Here is an 18,042-nt window from a genome sequence, read left to right as displayed (position 1 = left end):
GCAGTGGCGGAGGAAATGGCGGTGGTCATGGCGGCGGCGGTAATGGTGGTAGCGGCAGTGGCGGAGGAAATGGCGGTGGTCATGGCGGCGGCGGCGGCGGCGGCGGCGGTAATGGTGGTGGCGGCAGCAGTGGCGGCAACGGCGGCAGTCATGGCGGCAGCGGCAGCGGCGGTAACAGTGGCAGCGGCCACAGCGGCAGCGACCATGGTTCGGGTCATTCCGGCAACTCCGCGTCATCCTCGTCCGGACGCAGTGGCACCCATAACGAGCCAGGTGACGATCACGGCGTACACCGCGCCGGCGAAGTAGGCGACGACCACGGCGTGCACCGCGCCGGCGAAGTCGGTGACGACCATGGCGTGCACCGCGCCGGCGAAGTCGGTGACGACCATGGCGTGCACGTCGGCGGCGAGCCAGGCGACGACAAACGATCCTGACAGAAACCGATCCTGTGGGAGCAAAGCTTGCTCGCGATGGTCGTCAACGATAACGCGGGAAAACCTGCAACCGCGTCTTCACGATACGATCCTGCAATCCGTTGATCTTGTTTGCCCTACAGGAAAACAAGATCAACGCCCCCCCTAGACAACCCCCTCGGCGCTATCCAGTCGCTCACGCAAAAACCCGATCAACGCCTGCACCGGCCTTGACCCCTGGCGATGCTGTGGATACACCGCCGACAACGTCAAAGCATCTGGACAAAACTCATCCAGCACCGGCACCAGCCTGCCCTCCCGCAACGCCGCATCGACGATAAACGTCGTCAGATAGGTGATCCCCATCCCGGCAATCGCCGCATCCCTGAGCAATTCCCCGTTATTGACCCGCATGCGCCCGGTGACATTCACCGACAACGGCTTGCCCGGCCCCTCGAAGCGCCATTGCACCTGGCGACCGTGGCCGTAAGGCAGGCAATCATGGGCGTGCAACTCCTCCGGCCTGAGCGGCGTGCCGCGCTCCTCAAGGTACGCCGGGCTGGCGCAATATACGCGCCGGATCGAGGCGATACGCCGGGCAATCAGCGTCGAGTCTTCCAGTGTCCCGATGCGCAGCGCCAGGTCGTAGCCCTCACCGAGCAGGTCCACGGGCCGGTCACTCAGGTCCACCTCGACCGTGACCTCGCGGTAGCGCTGCAGGAACAGCGGCAGCAAACACCCCAGGTGCGCCAGTGCAAAGGACAAAGGCGCACTCACGCGGATAGTGCCGCGTGGCTCCGTGGTCTGGCCGGCAATGCCCTGCTCCACCTGCTCGACCTCACCCAAAAGGCGCAGGGCCGACTCGTAGTAACTCTGACCCAGGGGCGTGACATCCAGGCGCCGGGTGGAACGGTTGAGCAACCGTACGCCCAGGCGCTCTTCGAGTTGCATCAACCGACGGCTGACGAACTGCTTGGACAAGCCCAATTGATCGGCCGCAGCCGTGAAGCTGCCGGAATCCATGACCTGGCAGAAAATGCGCATATCTTCGAAAGGGTTCATTGTCACTTCCTGGTTGACAGTCAAACACTTTATAGCCACTTTTTCCCTTTTTGACATCCTATTAATCTGTGCTCACCCCGGACATGCAGGCGCTGCCGGAGGCTGCGATCTTTTGATTCTGGGTCGTGAAAACCAGGATCAAAAGATCGCAGCCTTCGGCAGCTCCTACGGACCGTATCTCCCAACGAAAAGGAATTACTTCATGAACATCGTCACCCAATCCCTGACCGCTTCCCTCCTCGCCCTCGCCGTCGGTAATGCCTTCGCTGCGGGCAGCCCAGGCGTTGAACACAACACCCAGGCCTTTCTCGAAGCCCTCGCGGCAGGTGGCGGCAAGCCCCTCGAACAGTTGAGCCCCAAGGATGCCCGGGCAGTTCTGACCGGCGCACAGAATTCGGTGAAGGTCGATGTGTCGGGTATCGCCGTCAGCGACCGGGCGATCAAGGTCGACGGGCAGACCATCAACCTGAAAATCGTCCGTCCGGAAAAGCTTAAAGGTGAGTTGCCGGTGTTCATGTTCTTCCACGGTGGCGGTTGGGTTTTGGGGGATTATCCAACTCACCAGCGACTGATCCGCGATCTCGTGGTGGGCTCCGGTGCCGTTGCGGTCTATGTCGACTACACGCCGTCCCCGGAAGCGCACTACCCGACCGCGATCAACCAGGCCTACGCTGCCACCCGCTGGGTCGCCGAGCACGGCAAGGACATCGGCGTCGACGGCAAACGCCTCGCCGTGGCTGGCAACAGCGTCGGCGGCAACATGGCGGCGGTCGTGGCCTTGATGGCAAAAGAACAGAAAGCACCGGCCCTGCGCTTCCAGCTGCTGATGTGGCCAGTGACCAACGCCGCTTTCGACAGCGGCTCGTACCAGCAATTTGCCGAGGGCCACTTCCTGACCAAGGGCATGATGAACTGGTTCTGGGACAGCTACACCACCAACCCAGCTGAGCGCGCGCAGATCCACGCCTCGCCATTACAGGCCAGCGCCGAACAGCTCAAGGGTTTGCCGGCCGCGCTGGTACAGACCGCCGAGTTCGACGTGCTGCGCGATGAAGGTGAAGCCTATGCCCGTCACCTGGACGCGGCCGGGGTGCCGGTCACGGCGGTGCGATACAACGGGATGATTCATGACTTCGGGCTGTTGAACCCGCTGAGCCAGATCCCGGAGGTGCAAGCGGCGGTGCGGCAGGCGGCGCTGGAATTGAAGACTCATCTGAATTGAGGATGTACCTTCTGCGATTTTCGTAGGCGCCCGGCTTGCCGGCGATAGCGATCGGGAATACGCCATCGCCAGCAAGCCGGCGGCTACGAAAAGCGGTTTCGCATTATCAGTCCAGCCTTCCGGAGTTCTCCATGTCCTTTGTCCTTGCCCACCTGTTGTCATTGAGTGCCGTGCTGCTGGTGATCGACACCCTGCTCTGGCACTTCGCGCCATTCAAGCATCGCGTTGTGCGTGTCGGCGTGCGCCTGGGGCTGTTCATGGGGTTCAGCGCGCTGATCATCAATGCCGGTGTCAGCCCGTTGCAGGCTCCGTTGTTTGCTGACGATAGCGTGCTGCAGTTGGGCGCAACGGCCCTGGGTATTCTCTGGTGGCTATACGCGGCGCGGGTGTTGACCGAGGTCATCGGCCTGGTGCTGGTGCGGCGCATCGGCCACAGCGGACGGTTGCTGCAGGACGTGATCGGCGCCCTGGTGTTCCTGATCGCCATCGTCGCAGCGGCGGGCTATGTGCTGGAGCTGCCCGTGAAAGGCTTGCTGGCGACTTCCGGGGTGGTGGCAATCGTAGTAGGCCTGGCGTTGCAAAGCACCTTGAGCGATGTGTTCTCCGGGATCGTGCTCAACACCACCAAACCCTATCAGGTCGATGACTGGATCATGATCGACGGCGTGGAAGGCAAGGTGCTCGATATCGACTGGCGCGCCACCCACCTGTTGACCAGTGCTGGCAGCACGGCAGTAGTGCCGAACTCGGTGGCGGCGAAGGCGAAAATCGTCAACTTGAGCCGGCCGAGCAACATGCACGGCGTGTCGATCAGCATCCAGGTGCCCAATCATATCCGTCCGCGCCGCGTGCTGGATGCCCTGGATCGCACCCTGCAAGGCAGCAGCAGCCTGCTGCTCAATCCGGCGCCGAAAGCCGTGCTCAAGGAAGCTGGCGAATCCATGTCGGAGTACGTCGCCAGCGGCTTCATTGCCGAGTTGGGCAAGAAGAGTGAGGTGCGCAACCAACTGTTCGACCTGGCTCATCGACACCTTGAGGCGGCGGGGATTTCCCGTCAGCTCGACGGCGTGATCGAACCCACTACCCGGGCCCGGGCGTTGCTGGATGAAGTCAAAGTCTTCCGCTCCCTGAGTGACGCAGAACGCGACGAAATGGCACGCTCGATGGTTGCGCAGCAATACGCCGCAGGTCAGGTGGTACTGGAACTGGGCGATGTGCCGGACAGCCTGATGGTGATTGCCACCGGTGTCGTCAGTGCCAGCGTACCCGATGGCAGTGAGCACACCGAAGCCGGGCGCATGGGCCCGAGCGAGGTGATGGGCGAGCAGAGCATCCTCACGGACTCACCGTCCCAGGCCACGTTCACCACGTTGACTTCGTGCATCATTTACCGGATCGACAAGTCCCTGGCCCGCCAATGCATGGAGGCGCGTGTGGAAGTGGGTCAGGCGTTGAATAAATTGCAGGCGGTGCGCCAGCAGAACAGCCGGTTGGCGCTGATGGCCAAGCCGGCGCCAATCCGCAAAGGCGGGTTTCTGGGGTGGTTGCAAAAACGTCAAGGCTGACGCAAGAAACAGTGGAAGCGGGGTTGCCCGCTCCCACAGGCAATCGGTGTTGGCTGAAAATGCTTACTTCGAGCTCAGCACCGAATAGCTGTTCATCAGGTTACGGTAGTTGGGAATGCGCGGCGACAGCAGGTTGGCCAGGCCTTCCATGTCGTTGCGCCAGTCACCCTGCAGCTCACAAGCCACCGAGAACCAGTTGACCAGTTGCGCGCCAGCGGCAGCCATGCGGGCCCAGGCAGCTTGCTGGACGGTTTCGTTGAAAGTGCCGGAAGCGTCGGTCACCACGAACACTTCAAAACCTTCCGCCAGCGCCGAGAGCGTCGGGAAAGTCACGCAAACATCGGTCACGACGCCGGCGATGATCAGTTGCTTGCGCCCGGTGGCCTTGACCGCCTTGACGAAGTCTTCGTTATCCCACGCATTGATCTGGCCAGGACGAGGAATGTACGGCGCGTCCGGAAATTGCTCCTTGAGCTCTGGAACCATCGGGCCGTTCGGGCCATTCTCGAAGCTGGTGGTGAGGATGGTCGGCAGTTTGAAGAACTTGGCCACGTCGCCCAGGGCCAGCACGTTGTTCTTGAACTCGTTCGGCGAGAAATCCTGGACCAGCGAGATCAGACCGGTCTGGTGGTCGACCAGCAGCACCACGGCGTCATCTTTGTTCAGGCGCTTGTAGGGAACATTGCTCATGTGAAACTCCTCGTTGGATGGGCATTACGTGCCGCGTCGAAGGGGAATTCGGCGCAGCGTGGATAGTCGTCAGAACGCGAAACACGAGCAGCCGAAGGCGCCCCAGAAGCCGGCAAAATCACTCACCGGAGCGTTCGACAAACGCGCCCGGTCGTGGCTATGGGCATGCACGCCACAGGGTCCGCTGCAGTGATGCACCTGGGCCTGGATTGGCGAGGTCGGGCGCCAGTGGCCGGGGACCTTAACCACCGGAGACCAGTCGGGCAGCACCGGCACGCTCGCCGGGCCAAGTTTTTCAAAGTCACCGGCGGCATACACCACCTTGCCGCCGACCACGGTCAACACCGACTCGATCCACTTGATGGCTTCTTCATCAACGCTGAAAAAATCCGCACTCAGGGCGGCCAGGTCAGCCAGTTGGCCGACCTTGATCATGCCTTTCTTGCCCTGCTCGGAGGAGAACCAGGCGCTGCCATGGGTGAACAGCTCGAGCGCGGTCTGCCGGGAGAGGCCTTCGCTGTGCAACTCCAGGCCACCGACGGTGCGACCGCTAACCATCCAGTACAGGGAGGTCCAGGGGTTGTAGCTGGACACCCTCGTCGCGTCGGTGCCGGCGCCGACCGGTACGCCTTCAGCAAGCATGCGTTTGATCGGCGGCGTGGCTTCGGCGGCTTTGGCACCGTAACGCTCGACGAAATACTCGCCCTGAAAGGCCATGCGATCCTGAATCGCAATACCGCCGCCCAGCGCCCTCACCCGCTCGATGTTGTGCGGGGTAATCGTTTCGGCGTGATCGAAGAACCATGGCAAGGCGTTGAATGGAATGTCGCGGTTGACCTTCTCGAACACGTCGAGCATGCGGCTGATGGATTCGTTGTAGGTGGCGTGCAGACGAAACGGCCAGCGTTGCTCGACGAGGTGGCGTACCACCGGCTCGAGTTCATCTTCCATGGTCTGCGACAGGTCCGGACGCGGCTCGAGAAAGTCCTCGAAGTCGGCTGCCGAAAACACCAGCATCTCACCGGCACCGTTGTGTCGCAGGAAGTCGTCGCCCTGGTGCAGGGTCACGCTGCTGGTCCAGTTCTTGAAGTCGGTGAGTTCTTCCTTGGGCTTCTGGGTGAAGAGGTTGTAGGCGATGCGGATGGTCAGTTGCTGATCCTTCGCCAACTGCTCGATCACCTGATAGTCGTCCGGGTAGTTCTGGAAGCCGCCGCCGGCATCGATCGCACTGGTCAGGCCGAGGCGGTTGAGTTCGCGCATGAACTGGCGAGTCGAGTTGACCTGATACTCCAGCGGCAGCTTCGGCCCCTTGGCCAGGGTCGAGTAAAGGATCATCGCATTGGGACGCGCCACCAGCATGCCGGTCGGCTCACCGTTGGCATCCCGGACAATCTCGCCACCTGGCGGATTCGGCGTATTGCGGGTGTAGCCGGCCACTCGCAGGGCGGCACGGTTGAGCAAGGCGCGGTCATACAGGTGCAGCACGAACACTGGCGTGTCCGGCGCGGCCTGGTTGAGTTCTTCCAGGGTCGGCATGCGCTTCTCGGCGAACTGGAATTCGTTCCAGCCGCCCACCACCCGGACCCACTGCGGGGTCGGTGTACGGTCCGCCTGCTCCTTGAGCATGCGCAAGGCATCGGCCACCGAGGGCACGCCTTCCCAACGCAGCTCAAGGTTGTAGTTCAGGCCACCACGGATCAGGTGCAGGTGCGAGTCGTTGAGCCCCGGAATGACGCAGCGGCCCTTGAGATCGACGACCTGGGTGTGTGCACCGCGCAGGGCCATGGCCTGGACATCGGTGCCGACGGCGATGAAACGGCCTTCGCTGATGGCCACGGCACTGGCGCGCGGGTTCTCCCGGTCGACGGTATGAAATTGGCCGTTGAACAGAATCAGATCGGCGTTCATGGGTTTTCCTTGGGCTCGGAGGTGGGAGACAGCCAGGGCGCGAACAGCCGCGTCGCCATCGGCATGAACAGGTACACCACCGAGACGACGATGGTGAGGGTGATCAGGAACGTGGCCACCACGTAGTTGGAGAGCAAGGGGTGGAGTTGCAGCAGTGGCCCCCAGATCAATGGCACCAGCAGGGTGTGCGGCAGAATGACCAGCAACGTCACCACGGCCTGCTTCCAGCGTGGCGGTGGTGGTGAGGCGGCGTCGGCCTGGGTGAACCAGAATTCGTTGACCGGGTTGACCTCGGTCTGGTCACCGTCTGCCAGCATGGGAGTGGCTTCGTTGACCAGCGCCCGCCGTTGCGGCGAATCGAGCCAGCGCTGCATGGCTTCGGTGGAGCAGAAGCGCAACACGCAGGTGTACAGGTCAAGACCGGCGTTCTTGCCGCGCATCACGTCCACGCCCAGATGCCCATCCTGCTGTCCGGCGATAGTGACGATGTTGCGCAACCAGGCTTCGTAGGGCACTTCAAAACCGGCCTTGACCCGGTGTTTGATCACCAGGGTCACGACTTCTTCGAAGCCGCGCGCGGGAGTGTGACGTGTGGTGGGTTCAGACATGGCGCAAAGCTCCGCACAATCGACCATTGAACGCCAGATGTCCTGGCCGGCAATAAGAGAATAGTGCAGGGAGTTTTGCGCAGGGAATTGGATGTATGTGCTGTTCTGGCTTGCTGAGCTCGACCAGCGAAAATCCGCTGTGGGAGCGGGCTTGCTCACTAAGGAGCCGGTACCTTCAACATTTGTTCAACTGCCCCACCGCTATCGCGAGCAGGCTCGCTCCCACCTTGGTCCCTTGTCACGCGAAGATTCCAGGGGTATGGGATTATCCCTCGGTTGGAAGCGGACGGGACATGAAATCGCTGATCCGCGAGCGAAGCCAGCGTTCTGCCGGATCGTTGTCGTGCACCCCGCTCCAGGCCATGGAGAGCTGCGCCGCCTCGATCGGAAATGGCGGGTCCTCGGCTCGCAGGGCGCAGCCTTCGACCAGTGCGCAGGCCGCGTAATCCGGAACGGTTGCAATCATCTCGGTACCGGCCAGCAAGGCGCGCAGGCCGCTGAATTGCGGCACGCCCAGGACCACCCGACGATTGCGGCCAATCTTGGCCAGGTCCAGGTCAATGTTGCCGCTCAGGTCCCCGGAAAACGAGACCATGGCATGAGGCCGCTCGCAGTACTCATCCAGGGTCAGCGCGCCTGGCCGTTTGTCTGCACGCAGCACTTTGCAGGGAATATCGCGCAGGGTCTTGCGCTTGGCGTTGGCCGGCAGATCAGTGGTGTAGCTCACCCCGACGGAGATCTCACCTGAAGCCAGCAGCGCCGGCATCAACAGGTAATTCGCCCGGCGTACCACCACGATGATGCCTGGCGCCTCCTCGCGAAGGCGCGTCAGCAGTGAAGGAAACAAGCCGAACTCGGCATCGTCTGACAGCCCGATGCGAAACACATCGCAGCTGCTCGCCGGATCGAACTCCTTGGCTCGGCTGACTGCGCCAGAGATGGTGTCCATCGCCGGTTGCAACTCCTTGAGAATCGCGAGTGCGCGGGCAGTGGGTTCCATGCTCCGGCCGTTGCGCAGCAACAACGGATCGTCAAACAGGTCACGCAACCGTCCCAGTGCGGCACTCACTGCCGGCTGTCCCATGAACAGTTTTTCAGCGACGCGAGTCAGGTTCTTTTCGAACATCAAGGCCTCGAAAATCACCAGCAGGTTCATATCGACTCGGCGCAGATCGTTACGGTTCATGGGTCACGATTCCCTGAAGGGTGAACTCTCGATTGTGGCTGATTTTTTTCCAGGCTGCCTGGTGTTAGCACGCAATTAACAACGATTAACTCGCCACGCAGAGCCTCCCGTCCAAGAATGCGGTGTACCAACCCGGATATTGCTTATGGCTCAATCTCAGCAAACTATCGCCTGCGCGCCCATCGTCGAACCGCGCAAGAAGAATACTGGCGGCCTGATCCCGTGGCGTGAAAGCCTGGCCAAGCAGTTGATCCTCGACCGTTTGAGCGAGACCGTCGAAGTCGCCGACCTGGCGCGTGCATGCGCCCTGTCGCGCAGCCATTTCTCCCGCGCGTTCAAGTGCAGCACCGGTCTATCACCCCAGGACTGGATTCGCCAGCAACGCCTCGCCCGCGCCAAGCAACTGATCCAGAGCACCGACATGACACTGACGCAAATCAGCCTGGAATGCGGCTTCTGCGACCAGGCGCATTTTTGCCATATCTTCACCCGCAGCGAGGGCATCAATCCGTTCGCGTGGCGATGCCGGATGGTGCGTTCCCTGACCAACCTCAAGCCTGGATCAATGCCGGTCTGTCAGGGTTGAGCCGCTCGTTGCGAGTCTCGGTCACGCCATAGAGTGTCCGAATCGAATCGCGATGGCGTCGAGTTAAACGCCGTTAATTCTGCACCGCAAAGCGCACTCGCCCGGCGTACCGTTGCGTTGACGCGCAAACCTCTGGAATATGCTCGCAAACTGCGTACCAGACGCACGCAAGCAGGAGTGAGCGCGTGACCCTTTCCCCCGAACTGGCCATCCATTTCGGCCCCTACCGGATCTACCCCGGCCAGCGCCTGGTGCTGGAGGGCGACCAGCCGTTGCGGCTGGGCCGACGCGCCCTGGATATCCTGTTGATCCTGCTGCAACACGCCGGCAACGTGGTCAGCAAGCAGGTGTTGATCGCCGGGGTGTGGCCCGACAGCGTGGTGGAAGACATCAACCTGCGGGTCCATATGGCTGCGTTGCGCAAAGCCCTGGGCGACGGCCAGACCGGGCAGCGCTACATCATCACGGTTGCGCAGCGTGGCTATAGCTTTGTCGCGCCCTATTCGATGCAGGCCTTCGAGCAACATCCGGCGCCTGCCGCAGTCGAACGCAGCCGCCACAACCTGCCCGTGCGGCGCACCCGCCTGATCGGTCGCCAAGCTCTGGTCGAGCGCCTGGTGACACAACTGTCGCGCCAGCGTTTTATCACCCTCGTCGGCCCCGGCGGCATCGGCAAGACCACCGTCGCCCTGCGCGTCGCCGAGCAATTGATCGGGCAATACCGCGATGGCATTCGCCTGCTGGACCTGGCGCCGATAAACGACCCTTCGATGATCACCACGCACCTGGCCACCCTGCTCGACCTGTCCGTGCACGACACCGAGCCAATGGGCAGCCTGGTGAACTTCCTGAGCGAGCGGCAGATGCTGTTGGTGATCGACAACTGCGAACACCTGGTCGACGCCGTTGCCCTGCTCTGCGAAAACATTCTGCGTGGTGCGCCCAACGTGCACATCCTGGCCACCAGCCGCGAGGGCCTGCGGGCCGAGGGCGAGTTCGTGCAGCGCCTGGAGTCGCTGGACTGCCCGCCGCCCTCCACGGTGCTGGACCGCGCCCAGGCGCTGAGCTTTTCCGCGCTGCAACTGTTCGTCGAACGGGCCATGGCCAGCCACGACAGTTTCGAGCTGCACGATGCGCAATTGCCGGTGCTGGTCGAAATTTGCCAACGACTCGACGGCATCCCGCTGGCTATTGAACTGGCAGCGGCGCAGGTTGGCCGCTTTGGCTTGAGCGGCCTGCTGACCCAGCTGCAGGGCAGTTTTCGCCTGCTGGCCCACGGCAGTGACCTGACCCTGGCCCGCCATCAGACCTTGCGCGCCACCCTGGACTGGAGCTTTGAACTGTTAAGCCCCTGCGAGCAGGTGTGCCTGCGCCGACTCGGCGTATTTCGCGGCGGCTTCACCATGGCCTCAGCCGCAGCGGTGATCGTGGGCGAACACATCGAGCCAGATGAAGTGTTTGCTTCGATCACCCAACTGGTGGCCAAGTCATTGCTCAACGTGGAAGTCGGCGACGAAGAGGTGTTCTACCGCCTGCTCGATCTCACCCGCGGCTATGCCCAGGAAAAACTCGAACAGGCCGGTGATCTGCTGGACACCCGTGCCCGGCACGGCGCACGGTGCCTGGCCCTGATGCAACAGGCCCGGACCGACTGGGAGTTGATTCCGACCAGCCGGTGGATCGAGCGCTATGCCCGCAGCGTGGCGGACATCCGCTGCGCCCTCGATTGGGGGTTGCATGCCACCGGCCGCCAGGCGCTGGCGATCAGCCTGGCGGCGGCTTCCACGCCGCTGTGGCAGGAGCTGTCACTGCTCAAGGAACACGGCGCCTACGTGCGCAAGGCGCTGGCATTGCTCGACGCAGATCCGCAGCCCTGCCCGCAACTGAAGATGAGCCTCAACCTTGCACTCGGCAGTTCCTGCTATCACACCCAGGGCGGCACTGCCGAGACCATCGAAGCGTTCGTCAGCGCCAGGAACCTGGCCAGGGCGAGCAATGACGTGGCCGGGGAATTGCGCGCGGTGTCGGGGTACATGGCGGTCAATCTCAGTTGTGGCAATTATCAAAGCGCGCTGGAACAGAGCCAGCAATTCGAGCGCCTCGGCCGCCACGGTGACCCGCTGCTGGACTTGAGCGCGCACCGCCTGCGGGTGCTCGCCCTGCACTTCGTGGGCAATCAGCGCATGGCCCGGGTCAACGCCGAAGAGGTGATCCAGCGCATGGCACAGAGCGGGCACCTCAACCGTTTCACTCATGGTTTTGGCGTGCAATACGATCAGAGCGTGGCGGCGCTGACGATTCTGGCGCGCATCCTCTGGGTCCAGGGTCAACCCGAAGAGGCGTGGCGCACGGCCCGGCAGGCGCTGGACGTGGCGCTGCAGATCAATCACGGCACGTCCATCTGCTACACCCTGGCGCTCGCCGGCTGCCTGATCGCGCATTACAACGGCGATACCTGCAGCGCCCGTGAACTGTTGCAACTGCTGCTGCAGCAAGCGCAGAAACACTCGGTGCTACTGTTCTACAACTGGGCGCGCGAGTATGCGCAGGTGATCGCCCCCGACACAGCACCGACTGGCGCGCCGACAGGTTCCGGGTTGATCCGGGAGATTATGCTCACGCTGGATGCCGCGCTGATCGATGAAGCACTGGTGCTGCGGGCGGAGACCGGGATGGCCGGTTGGTGTACGGCGGAAATCATGCGCGCCCGGGCCGGTGCCTTGCTGGTGGGCAATGATTCAGACGAAGCGGCGCACGAGGTCGAGGCGCTACTGATCAGGGCGCTGAATGTGGCGAGAAACCAGGGCGCCCTGGCCTGGGAACTGCGCAGCGCCACCGCCCTGGCGCAACTCTGGCAGCGTCTGGGACGACCGCTGCAGGCGCAGGAACTGCTCGCGCCCGTTTACGCGCGTTTCACCGAGGGCTTCGCCACACCGGACCTGCAAAAAGCGCGACGTCTACTCGACAACCTCCAGCACGCTTGACTCACGCCGGGCGCGGCGGATGTGATGGCCGTAGCGCACCTCGAACAAGCGCAGGCAACCGCTGTGCGCAAGCTTCTCCAGCGCATAGCTGCGAGTAGTGTGCAGCAAGCGATACCGCGCGCTGCCGTTGACCTGTTCCAGCGACAGCAGCGATTTGGCCACCAGCCCCTCCAGCAGCGTCAGCAATTGCGCGGGACGCAGCACCGCGCAGCTGATCACGCCGATGGCCGCCTCGAGGGTGAACGACATCTTGAACACGGCCAGGCGCTGCAGCACCGTCTGCTCGCGGTTGCTGAGCTTGTCGTAGCTCCAGTCCAGAGCCGCCTTGAGGGTCTGATGGCGCGGCACCGCAGTACGCCGGCCCTGGGTCAACAGCTGGAAGCAATTGTCGAGCTGGGCCTGCAATCCCACCAACGCCAAGGCATCGATTTGCGCCGCAGCGAGTTCAATGGCCAGGGGCAAACCATCCAGGCGGCGACAGATTTCACGCAAGGCCTTGAGGTCTTGTTCGCGCAGGGCAAAACCTTGCTGACGCGCCCGCGCCCGGCTGACAAACAACTGCACCGCCGAATAGCCCATCACCTGCTCGACGCTGTGCAGCGCGGACACCGGTGGAACGACCAGTGGTGCCACGCGCTGGACGGTTTCACCGGCGGCCTTCAGGGGTTCGCGACTGGTGACCAGGATCGATAACCGTGGTGCGCCCAGTAGCAGCGCCTCGACCAGGTGACGACAGCGTTCGAGCACGTGCTCGCAGTTATCCAGCACCAGCAGGGCATGCCGCGCCTTTAGCGCCTCGAGGGTCGAGCCAACTTCCAGACCAAGGCTTCGCAGCACATGATCGACCACTCGCGTCGGATCATCGAGGGTGGAAAAATCCACCCGCCACACGCCGTCCCGATAGTGCTGCAACAACAGCTCGGCCACCCGCAGCGCGACCGTGGTCTTGCCAATGCCGCCGGGGCCGACCAGCGTCAGCTGACGCCGGACCGGCAACTGCCGCACCAGGCTGCCGACCACCGAGTCCCGGCCGGTTACCGGGGTCAGCCGGGCGGGCAAGTTGTGCTGGGGTGGCAGGCAAGTTTCAAGGGCAACTAGCGTGCTCGCCGGCCCCTGCACCACTGGCGCGACAAAACAGTAGCCCTTCTGGGGAACATTGATGATGTAGCTCAGGCCGTTCTGCCCATCGCCCAGGGCCCGGCGCAAGGCGGCAATGTGCACCCGCAGGTTGATTTCCTCGACCACCGAAGTGGGCCACACCCGGGCGATCAACTGCTCTTTGCTCACCACTGTGCCCGCTTGCTCGACCAGTAGCTGCAGGAGGTCCAGGGCGCGACCGCCCATGCGCAGCGCCACCTCGCCGTCCAGGATCAGGCGTTGTTGCAGGTAGAAGGCATAGGGCCCGAAGTGCAGCACCGTATCGCTGTGCAAATCTCTGAGACTGTTCATGCCGTTTACATGCTGAAACCCGACCCTGCGGATTCCCGCATCTCCAGTGCAATTAGTTCTCATCTATCTTGGCAGGCATTGGTGACAGCACAACTGCGGCAATGGGAGTGTCACGGCCATCCGGGTGCGCGGGACGGACAATCAGCCTCAGCTGAACTGCTCGCGGTACTGAGTGGGGGTCAGGCCGAGCTTTTCACTGAACAGAAACCGCATGTGCCGCACGCTGCCGAAACCACTTTTGAAGGCGATGGTCTTGAGTGGCAAGTCACTGGTTTCCAACAGGTTTCTCGCGTGATCGATGCGCGCACGCTGAAGGAATTCCATGGGCGTCATGCCCACTTCCCGGGCGAACACCCTGGCGAAATGCCGCGGGCTCATGGCCGCCAGGCTGGCCATGCCATCAATGCTGAAAGGCTGGTCGAGGTGTTCCAGCACATGGTTCTGCACCCGGGTGATGGCCGTTTCCTGCGGCGCCACGGCGGCCATCAAAGGACTGAATTGTGCCTGCCCACCCTGGCGCTTCATCACCACCAGCAACACCTTGGCCACGTCCTGGGCGACTTTCTTGCCGTGGTCGGCGGCAACCACCGAAAGCGCCAGGTCGATACCGGCCGTCACGCCACCGGAGGTGATGAGATTGCGGTCCTGCACGTAGATCTGATCGGTCTCGACCGTCGCCTTGGGGAAGCCCTTGATCAGCCGCTCGGTGTAGTGCCAGTGGGTGGTCACCCGATAGCCGTCGAGCAGGCCCGCATGGCCAAGCACGAAGGCACCTGTACAGATCGAGCCGTACTGGCCGGCCCGGGCTGTCGCGGCCGGCAGCCAGGCGAGTAACGAGGGGTGCCTTTCGTTGTAGGCGCCGGGGCCGCCGGGGACCAGCAGCAGGTCATAGCTGTCAAAGGCCTGGTCGATGTGCAGATCGGCGCTGAGGCTGACGCCGTTGGACGCACGCAGCGGGCCGGGTTCGGTGCCGATGGTGGTGAGTACGTAGGCGTGCTCGGCTGCCAGATAACGATTGGCGATGGAAAACACCTCCATGGGGCCGGCCATGTCGAGCAGGAGGAAATCGGGGAACAGCACCATTGCCACGGTTTTCATGGGATCAATATCACTGGAGTCATGGAAAGACACACCTTCCCCTGTAGGAGCGAAGCTTGCTCGCGATAGCGGAGTGTGATTGTCGAATGCACTGGCCGGACACCGCTATCGCGAGCAAGCTTTGCTCCCACAGAGTTGGGTCTAGGATGGTAGGCATTATGACCAGGTTCAGCCTGGATGTCGGGCGGGAAAAGGTGATCATCTGCACATTACTGTCAACCTGGAAGCGACAGTATTTCAATTTTCACCTACTTATTGCATCGAGCAGTAACCATTAACCTTCTCCTCACTCGGACGAATCACCGTCCCTCCAGGAGAATTCATCATGCTGACCCTTCGCAAAGCCACTGATCGCGGCATGGCCAATCACGGTTGGTTGAAGTCGTTCCATACCTTTTCGTTTGCCAGCTACCGCAACCCGAAAGAGCAGGGATTTTCCGACCTGCTGGTGATCAACGATGACCGCGTGGCGGCCGGGAAAGGTTTCGGCCAGCACCCGCACCGCGACATGGAGATTTTCTCCTATGTGCTCGAAGGCGCACTGGAGCACAAGGACACTCTGGGCACCGGCTCGGTGATTCGTCCCGGGGACGTGCAATTGATGAGCGCGGGCAGTGGTGTTGCACACAGTGAGTACAACCACTCAAGTACCCGCCCGGTGCACTTTCTGCAAATCTGGATCGTGCCCGATGTCGCCGGGGCCAAACCACGCTACCAACAGGAGCACTTCAGTACCCAGAAAAAACGCGGGCGCCTGCAGCTGATCATTTCGCCGGACGGTAGCAACGGCTCGCTGAAGGTGCACCAGGATGCGCGGGTGTACGCGGCACTGATCGACGGCGAGGAAAGCGCCACCCTGGAGCTTGCAGCCAACCGCTATGCCTATGTGCATGTGGCGAGCGGCAGTGTCGAGCTTAATGGCCTGCGGTTGCAGGAAGGCGATGGGGTGCGGGTGCGTAATGAGCAGGTGTTGATGTTGAGCAATGGTGTAGATGCTGAGGTGCTGGTGTTTGATTTGCGGGCGCAGGAGTTGCCGGAGATGCCGTGACGGCAATAGGGTTAAAAGATCGCAGCCTCGTTTCTCTCGACAGCTCCTACAGTAAAACCGTGAAAAAAATGGTCTTATCCATTACATCCTTAAAAACAGGCCACTGCCATGCCCCTGCCACAGACCATGACCCTCATTGAAATCACCCAGCCTGGCGGCCCCGAAGTGTTGCAGCCGCGTCAGGAAGCGCTGCCTGTGGCGGCCTCCGGCGAAGTGCTGATCCGTGTTCACGCCGCCGGGGTCAACCGTCCCGATGTCATTCAACGCACGGGCAAGTACCCGATGAAGCCTGGCATGAGTCCGATTCCCGGCCTGGAAGTGGCGGGAGAAGTGGTCGCGATCGGCGCAGGGGTCAACGAGTTCATCGTCGGTGACAGGGTCTGCGCCCTGACCAATGGCGGCGGCTATGCCCAATATTGTGTGGCGCCGGCCAGCCAGACCCTGCCTATTCCCGACGGCATGGACTGGATTCACGCGGCCGCCGTTCCGGAAACGTTTTTCACGGTGTGGGCCAACCTGTTCGACATCGGCGGCGCCAGCAAGGGCCAGCGTGCGCTAATTCATGGCGGCACCAGCGGGATCGGTACCACCGCCCTCATGCTGTGTCGCGAGTTCGGGGTCAAGGCGTTCGCCACGGCGGGTAGCGAGGACAAATGCGCGGCGATACGCCAGCTGGGCGCCGAGGCGATCAACTATCGTGACCAGGACTTCGTCCAGGTCATTCAGGACAAGACTGCCGGCAAAGGCGTGAATGTGATTCTCGATATCATGGGCGGCTCGTACCTGAACCAGAACATCGCGGCACTGGGCATGGACGGTCGCCTGGTGATGCTGGGTTTCCTGGGAGGCGCCAAAGCCAACGAAGTCGACCTGATGGCGATCCTCGGCAAGCGCGCAACCATCACCGGCTCGCTGATGCGTTCGCGCACCGGCGAGGAAAAGGCCTCGATTGCCGAACAGTTGCGCGAGTACGTCTGGCCGGTAATGTCCGCCGGGCGGTGCGTGCCGATGATCGACAAGGTCTTCGCACTGGCCGACGCATCTCAGGCGCATGCACGGATGGAGGCTGGTGATCACATTGGCAAGATCGTGTTGCAGGTGGCTTGATATTCCAATAGCGCATCAATCCACGTTCCCCTGCAGCAGCAAGTTCGCTCCTGCAGGGATGTGTGGGCAGTTGACGGCTGTCGATATTTTTCCCGCCTGCGCCACGCATCTGTTAAAACCCGAACTTCAGTTTTTTTGATGGTAAACGACCGTTATGCGCTCTTCCCTCCTCCCCCTGCTGCGCCGCCGTTGGCTCTCGCTGATGTGCATGGCTGTGCTGATTGTCGGCTTGCCGGTGGGTTGCGGGGTGCTCCAGCACAAGGAGCGCGAGTTGCTGTTTCGCATCGAACCGGGGACCGCCGGTTGGTACCGGGGCCTGCCCAAGGACGTTCAGGAGTTTGACATCAAGCCCTCCGGTTTCAAGGCCGGGCAATCCCTGCATGCCTGGTGGTGGCCGGCGGCGCGCCGCGATGCGCCGTCAATCCTTTACCTGCACGGTGTGCGCTGGAACCTGACCGGCCAGGCGTTTCGCATCGAGCAATTGCGCGCCATGGGCTATTCGGTGCTGGCCATCGACTACCGCGGCTTTGGCCAGAGCAAGGGCGACCTGCCTTCTGAAGCCAGTGTCTACGAAGATGCACGTGCGGCCTGGGAGCGGTTTGCGGCGATGCAGCCCGACGCCAGCAAACGCCTGATCTACGGGCATTCCCTGGGTGGTGCGGTGGCCGTTGACCTGGCTGCCGACCTGGCTGCCCAGGCAAAAAAGAACCGCGCCCCGGTGCCCGTGCGTGGCCTGGTGATCGAGTCCACCTTCACGTCACTGGGGGATGCGGTCGCCCAGGTGGCCGATAACAATTTGCCGGTGAAGTGGTTGCCGGTGCGCTGGCTGCTGTCGCAGAAATTCGATTCAATCGACAAGATCGTCGACATCGACATGCCGTTGCTGGTGGTTCACGGCCTGGCCGACCCTTTCATGCCGTCGCGCTTCAGCCAGCAGCTGTTCAACGCCGCCAATGAACCCAAGCGCCTGCTGCTGATCCCCGGTGGCACGCATAACAACAGCATGAGCCTGGGCGGTGCGCAGTACCGCCAGGCGCTGGAAAGCCTGATGAAAACCACTCCAGGGCAGGTGGCCGGCCCTGCCGTCGGCCGGGCTGCACACGATTCCTGAGG

General features: G+C 62.3%; 14 protein-coding genes and 1 pseudogene. 8 read left to right on the top strand and 7 right to left on the bottom strand.

What is annotated here, in order from left to right:
- A pseudogene (locus IMW75_RS21680) lies at positions 1 to 437 on the top strand (hypothetical protein); the annotation flags it as partial.
- A 144-nt stretch (positions 438 to 581) separates the two neighbouring features.
- Here the strand turns inward: IMW75_RS21680 and IMW75_RS21675 are convergent.
- The gene (locus tag IMW75_RS21675; protein WP_205893721.1) at positions 582 to 1,478 is read right to left on the bottom strand and encodes a LysR family transcriptional regulator; all 897 of its coding nucleotides are present in this window, start codon (positions 1,476 to 1,478) and stop codon (positions 582 to 584) included.
- Between the two features lie 202 nt (positions 1,479 to 1,680).
- Between IMW75_RS21675 and IMW75_RS21670 the strand changes: the two genes are divergently transcribed.
- Both IMW75_RS21670 and IMW75_RS21665 read left to right on the top strand, forming a co-directional pair.
- Positions 1,681 to 2,700, top strand: coding sequence for an alpha/beta hydrolase (locus tag IMW75_RS21670; RefSeq protein WP_205893720.1), 1,020 nt, complete (start codon positions 1,681 to 1,683; stop codon positions 2,698 to 2,700).
- A 131-nt stretch (positions 2,701 to 2,831) separates the two neighbouring features.
- Positions 2,832 to 4,265, top strand: coding sequence for a mechanosensitive ion channel family protein (locus IMW75_RS21665; protein ID WP_205893719.1), 1,434 nt, complete (start codon positions 2,832 to 2,834; stop codon positions 4,263 to 4,265).
- Between the two features lie 63 nt (positions 4,266 to 4,328).
- Here IMW75_RS21665 and ycaC read toward each other — a convergent pair whose 3' ends face one another.
- From ycaC to IMW75_RS21645, 4 genes are all read right to left on the bottom strand, one after another.
- Positions 4,329 to 4,955, bottom strand: coding sequence for an isochorismate family cysteine hydrolase YcaC (gene ycaC, locus IMW75_RS21660; RefSeq protein ID WP_045061273.1), 627 nt, complete (start codon positions 4,953 to 4,955; stop codon positions 4,329 to 4,331).
- Between the two features lie 69 nt (positions 4,956 to 5,024).
- Positions 5,025 to 6,863, bottom strand: coding sequence for an amidohydrolase (locus IMW75_RS21655; RefSeq protein ID WP_205893718.1), 1,839 nt, complete (start codon positions 6,861 to 6,863; stop codon positions 5,025 to 5,027).
- Positions 6,860 to 7,471, bottom strand: a complete 612-nt coding sequence (locus IMW75_RS21650) for an antibiotic biosynthesis monooxygenase (RefSeq protein WP_205893717.1) — start codon at positions 7,469 to 7,471, stop codon at positions 6,860 to 6,862. Before IMW75_RS21650 ends, IMW75_RS21655 begins: the two co-directional genes overlap by 4 nt.
- A 265-nt stretch (positions 7,472 to 7,736) precedes the next feature.
- Entirely contained in the window at positions 7,737 to 8,657 is a 921-nt protein-coding gene (locus IMW75_RS21645) for a LysR substrate-binding domain-containing protein (RefSeq protein ID WP_205893716.1), read from the bottom strand.
- A gap of 145 nt (positions 8,658 to 8,802) precedes the next feature.
- Between IMW75_RS21645 and IMW75_RS21640 the strand changes: the two genes are divergently transcribed.
- Together IMW75_RS21640 and IMW75_RS21635 are read left to right on the top strand one after the other, a co-directional pair.
- A complete protein-coding gene (locus tag IMW75_RS21640) occupies positions 8,803 to 9,243 on the top strand; it encodes a helix-turn-helix domain-containing protein (RefSeq protein ID WP_205893715.1) in 441 nt (146 codons plus the stop codon).
- Positions 9,244 to 9,428: 185 nt separating this feature from the next.
- Positions 9,429 to 12,227 carry a winged helix-turn-helix domain-containing protein gene (locus tag IMW75_RS21635; protein ID WP_205893714.1) on the top strand — a complete coding sequence of 933 codons (2,799 nt, stop codon included), beginning with the start codon at positions 9,429 to 9,431 and terminating at the stop codon, positions 12,225 to 12,227.
- Here the strand turns inward: IMW75_RS21635 and IMW75_RS21630 are convergent.
- Together IMW75_RS21630 and IMW75_RS21625 are read right to left on the bottom strand one after the other, a co-directional pair.
- The gene (locus tag IMW75_RS21630; protein WP_205893713.1) at positions 12,201 to 13,676 is read right to left on the bottom strand and encodes an ATP-binding protein; all 1,476 of its coding nucleotides are present in this window, start codon (positions 13,674 to 13,676) and stop codon (positions 12,201 to 12,203) included. The two genes, IMW75_RS21635 and IMW75_RS21630, sit on opposite strands and share 27 nt — an antisense overlap.
- 147 nt (positions 13,677 to 13,823) lie before the next feature.
- Positions 13,824 to 14,774, bottom strand: coding sequence for a GlxA family transcriptional regulator (locus IMW75_RS21625; RefSeq protein ID WP_205893712.1), 951 nt, complete (start codon positions 14,772 to 14,774; stop codon positions 13,824 to 13,826).
- Positions 14,775 to 15,099: 325 nt separating this feature from the next.
- Between IMW75_RS21625 and IMW75_RS21620 the strand changes: the two genes are divergently transcribed.
- The 3 genes from IMW75_RS21620 (at position 15,100) to IMW75_RS21610 (ending at position 18,040) form a co-directional block, all read left to right on the top strand.
- The gene (locus tag IMW75_RS21620) at positions 15,100 to 15,822 is read left to right on the top strand and encodes a pirin family protein (RefSeq protein WP_045061265.1); all 723 of its coding nucleotides are present in this window, start codon (positions 15,100 to 15,102) and stop codon (positions 15,820 to 15,822) included.
- Positions 15,823 to 15,930: 108 nt separating this feature from the next.
- Positions 15,931 to 16,929 (top strand): NAD(P)H-quinone oxidoreductase, encoded by a 999-nt coding sequence (locus IMW75_RS21615; protein WP_205893711.1) that lies wholly within the window; start codon positions 15,931 to 15,933, stop codon positions 16,927 to 16,929.
- A gap of 154 nt (positions 16,930 to 17,083) precedes the next feature.
- The gene (locus tag IMW75_RS21610; protein ID WP_205893710.1) at positions 17,084 to 18,040 is read left to right on the top strand and encodes an alpha/beta hydrolase; all 957 of its coding nucleotides are present in this window, start codon (positions 17,084 to 17,086) and stop codon (positions 18,038 to 18,040) included.
- Positions 18,041 to 18,042: the final 2 nt, after the last annotated feature.

Origin of the sequence: Pseudomonas gregormendelii, assembly GCF_017114825.1 — a bacterium.
Lineage (GTDB): Bacteria > Pseudomonadota > Gammaproteobacteria > Pseudomonadales > Pseudomonadaceae > Aquipseudomonas > Aquipseudomonas gregormendelii.
The sequence above is the reverse complement of the archived record's forward strand: the minus strand, read 5'-3'. Positions and strand labels throughout refer to the sequence as shown.

What these genes read in the sequence shown, in the direction of transcription:
- IMW75_RS21625 (WP_205893712.1), bottom strand. Translation starts at nt 14,774, where the DNA reads ATGAAAACCGTGGCAATGGTGCTGTTCCCCGATTTCCTCCTGCTCGAC.
- ycaC (WP_045061273.1), bottom strand. Translation starts at nt 4,955, where the DNA reads ATGAGCAATGTTCCCTACAAGCGCCTGAACAAAGATGACGCCGTGGTG.
- IMW75_RS21620 (WP_045061265.1), top strand. Translation starts at nt 15,100, where the DNA reads ATGCTGACCCTTCGCAAAGCCACTGATCGCGGCATGGCCAATCACGGT.
- IMW75_RS21640 (WP_205893715.1), top strand. Translation starts at nt 8,803, where the DNA reads ATGGCTCAATCTCAGCAAACTATCGCCTGCGCGCCCATCGTCGAACCG.
- IMW75_RS21615 (WP_205893711.1), top strand. Translation starts at nt 15,931, where the DNA reads ATGCCCCTGCCACAGACCATGACCCTCATTGAAATCACCCAGCCTGGC.
- IMW75_RS21665 (WP_205893719.1), top strand. Translation starts at nt 2,832, where the DNA reads ATGTCCTTTGTCCTTGCCCACCTGTTGTCATTGAGTGCCGTGCTGCTG.
- IMW75_RS21650 (WP_205893717.1), bottom strand. Translation starts at nt 7,471, where the DNA reads ATGTCTGAACCCACCACACGTCACACTCCCGCGCGCGGCTTCGAAGAA.
- IMW75_RS21675 (WP_205893721.1), bottom strand. Translation starts at nt 1,478, where the DNA reads ATGAACCCTTTCGAAGATATGCGCATTTTCTGCCAGGTCATGGATTCC.
- IMW75_RS21670 (WP_205893720.1), top strand. Translation starts at nt 1,681, where the DNA reads ATGAACATCGTCACCCAATCCCTGACCGCTTCCCTCCTCGCCCTCGCC.
- IMW75_RS21655 (WP_205893718.1), bottom strand. Translation starts at nt 6,863, where the DNA reads ATGAACGCCGATCTGATTCTGTTCAACGGCCAATTTCATACCGTCGAC.
- IMW75_RS21630 (WP_205893713.1), bottom strand. Translation starts at nt 13,676, where the DNA reads ATGAACAGTCTCAGAGATTTGCACAGCGATACGGTGCTGCACTTCGGG.
- IMW75_RS21645 (WP_205893716.1), bottom strand. Translation starts at nt 8,657, where the DNA reads ATGAACCGTAACGATCTGCGCCGAGTCGATATGAACCTGCTGGTGATT.
- IMW75_RS21610 (WP_205893710.1), top strand. Translation starts at nt 17,084, where the DNA reads ATGCGCTCTTCCCTCCTCCCCCTGCTGCGCCGCCGTTGGCTCTCGCTG.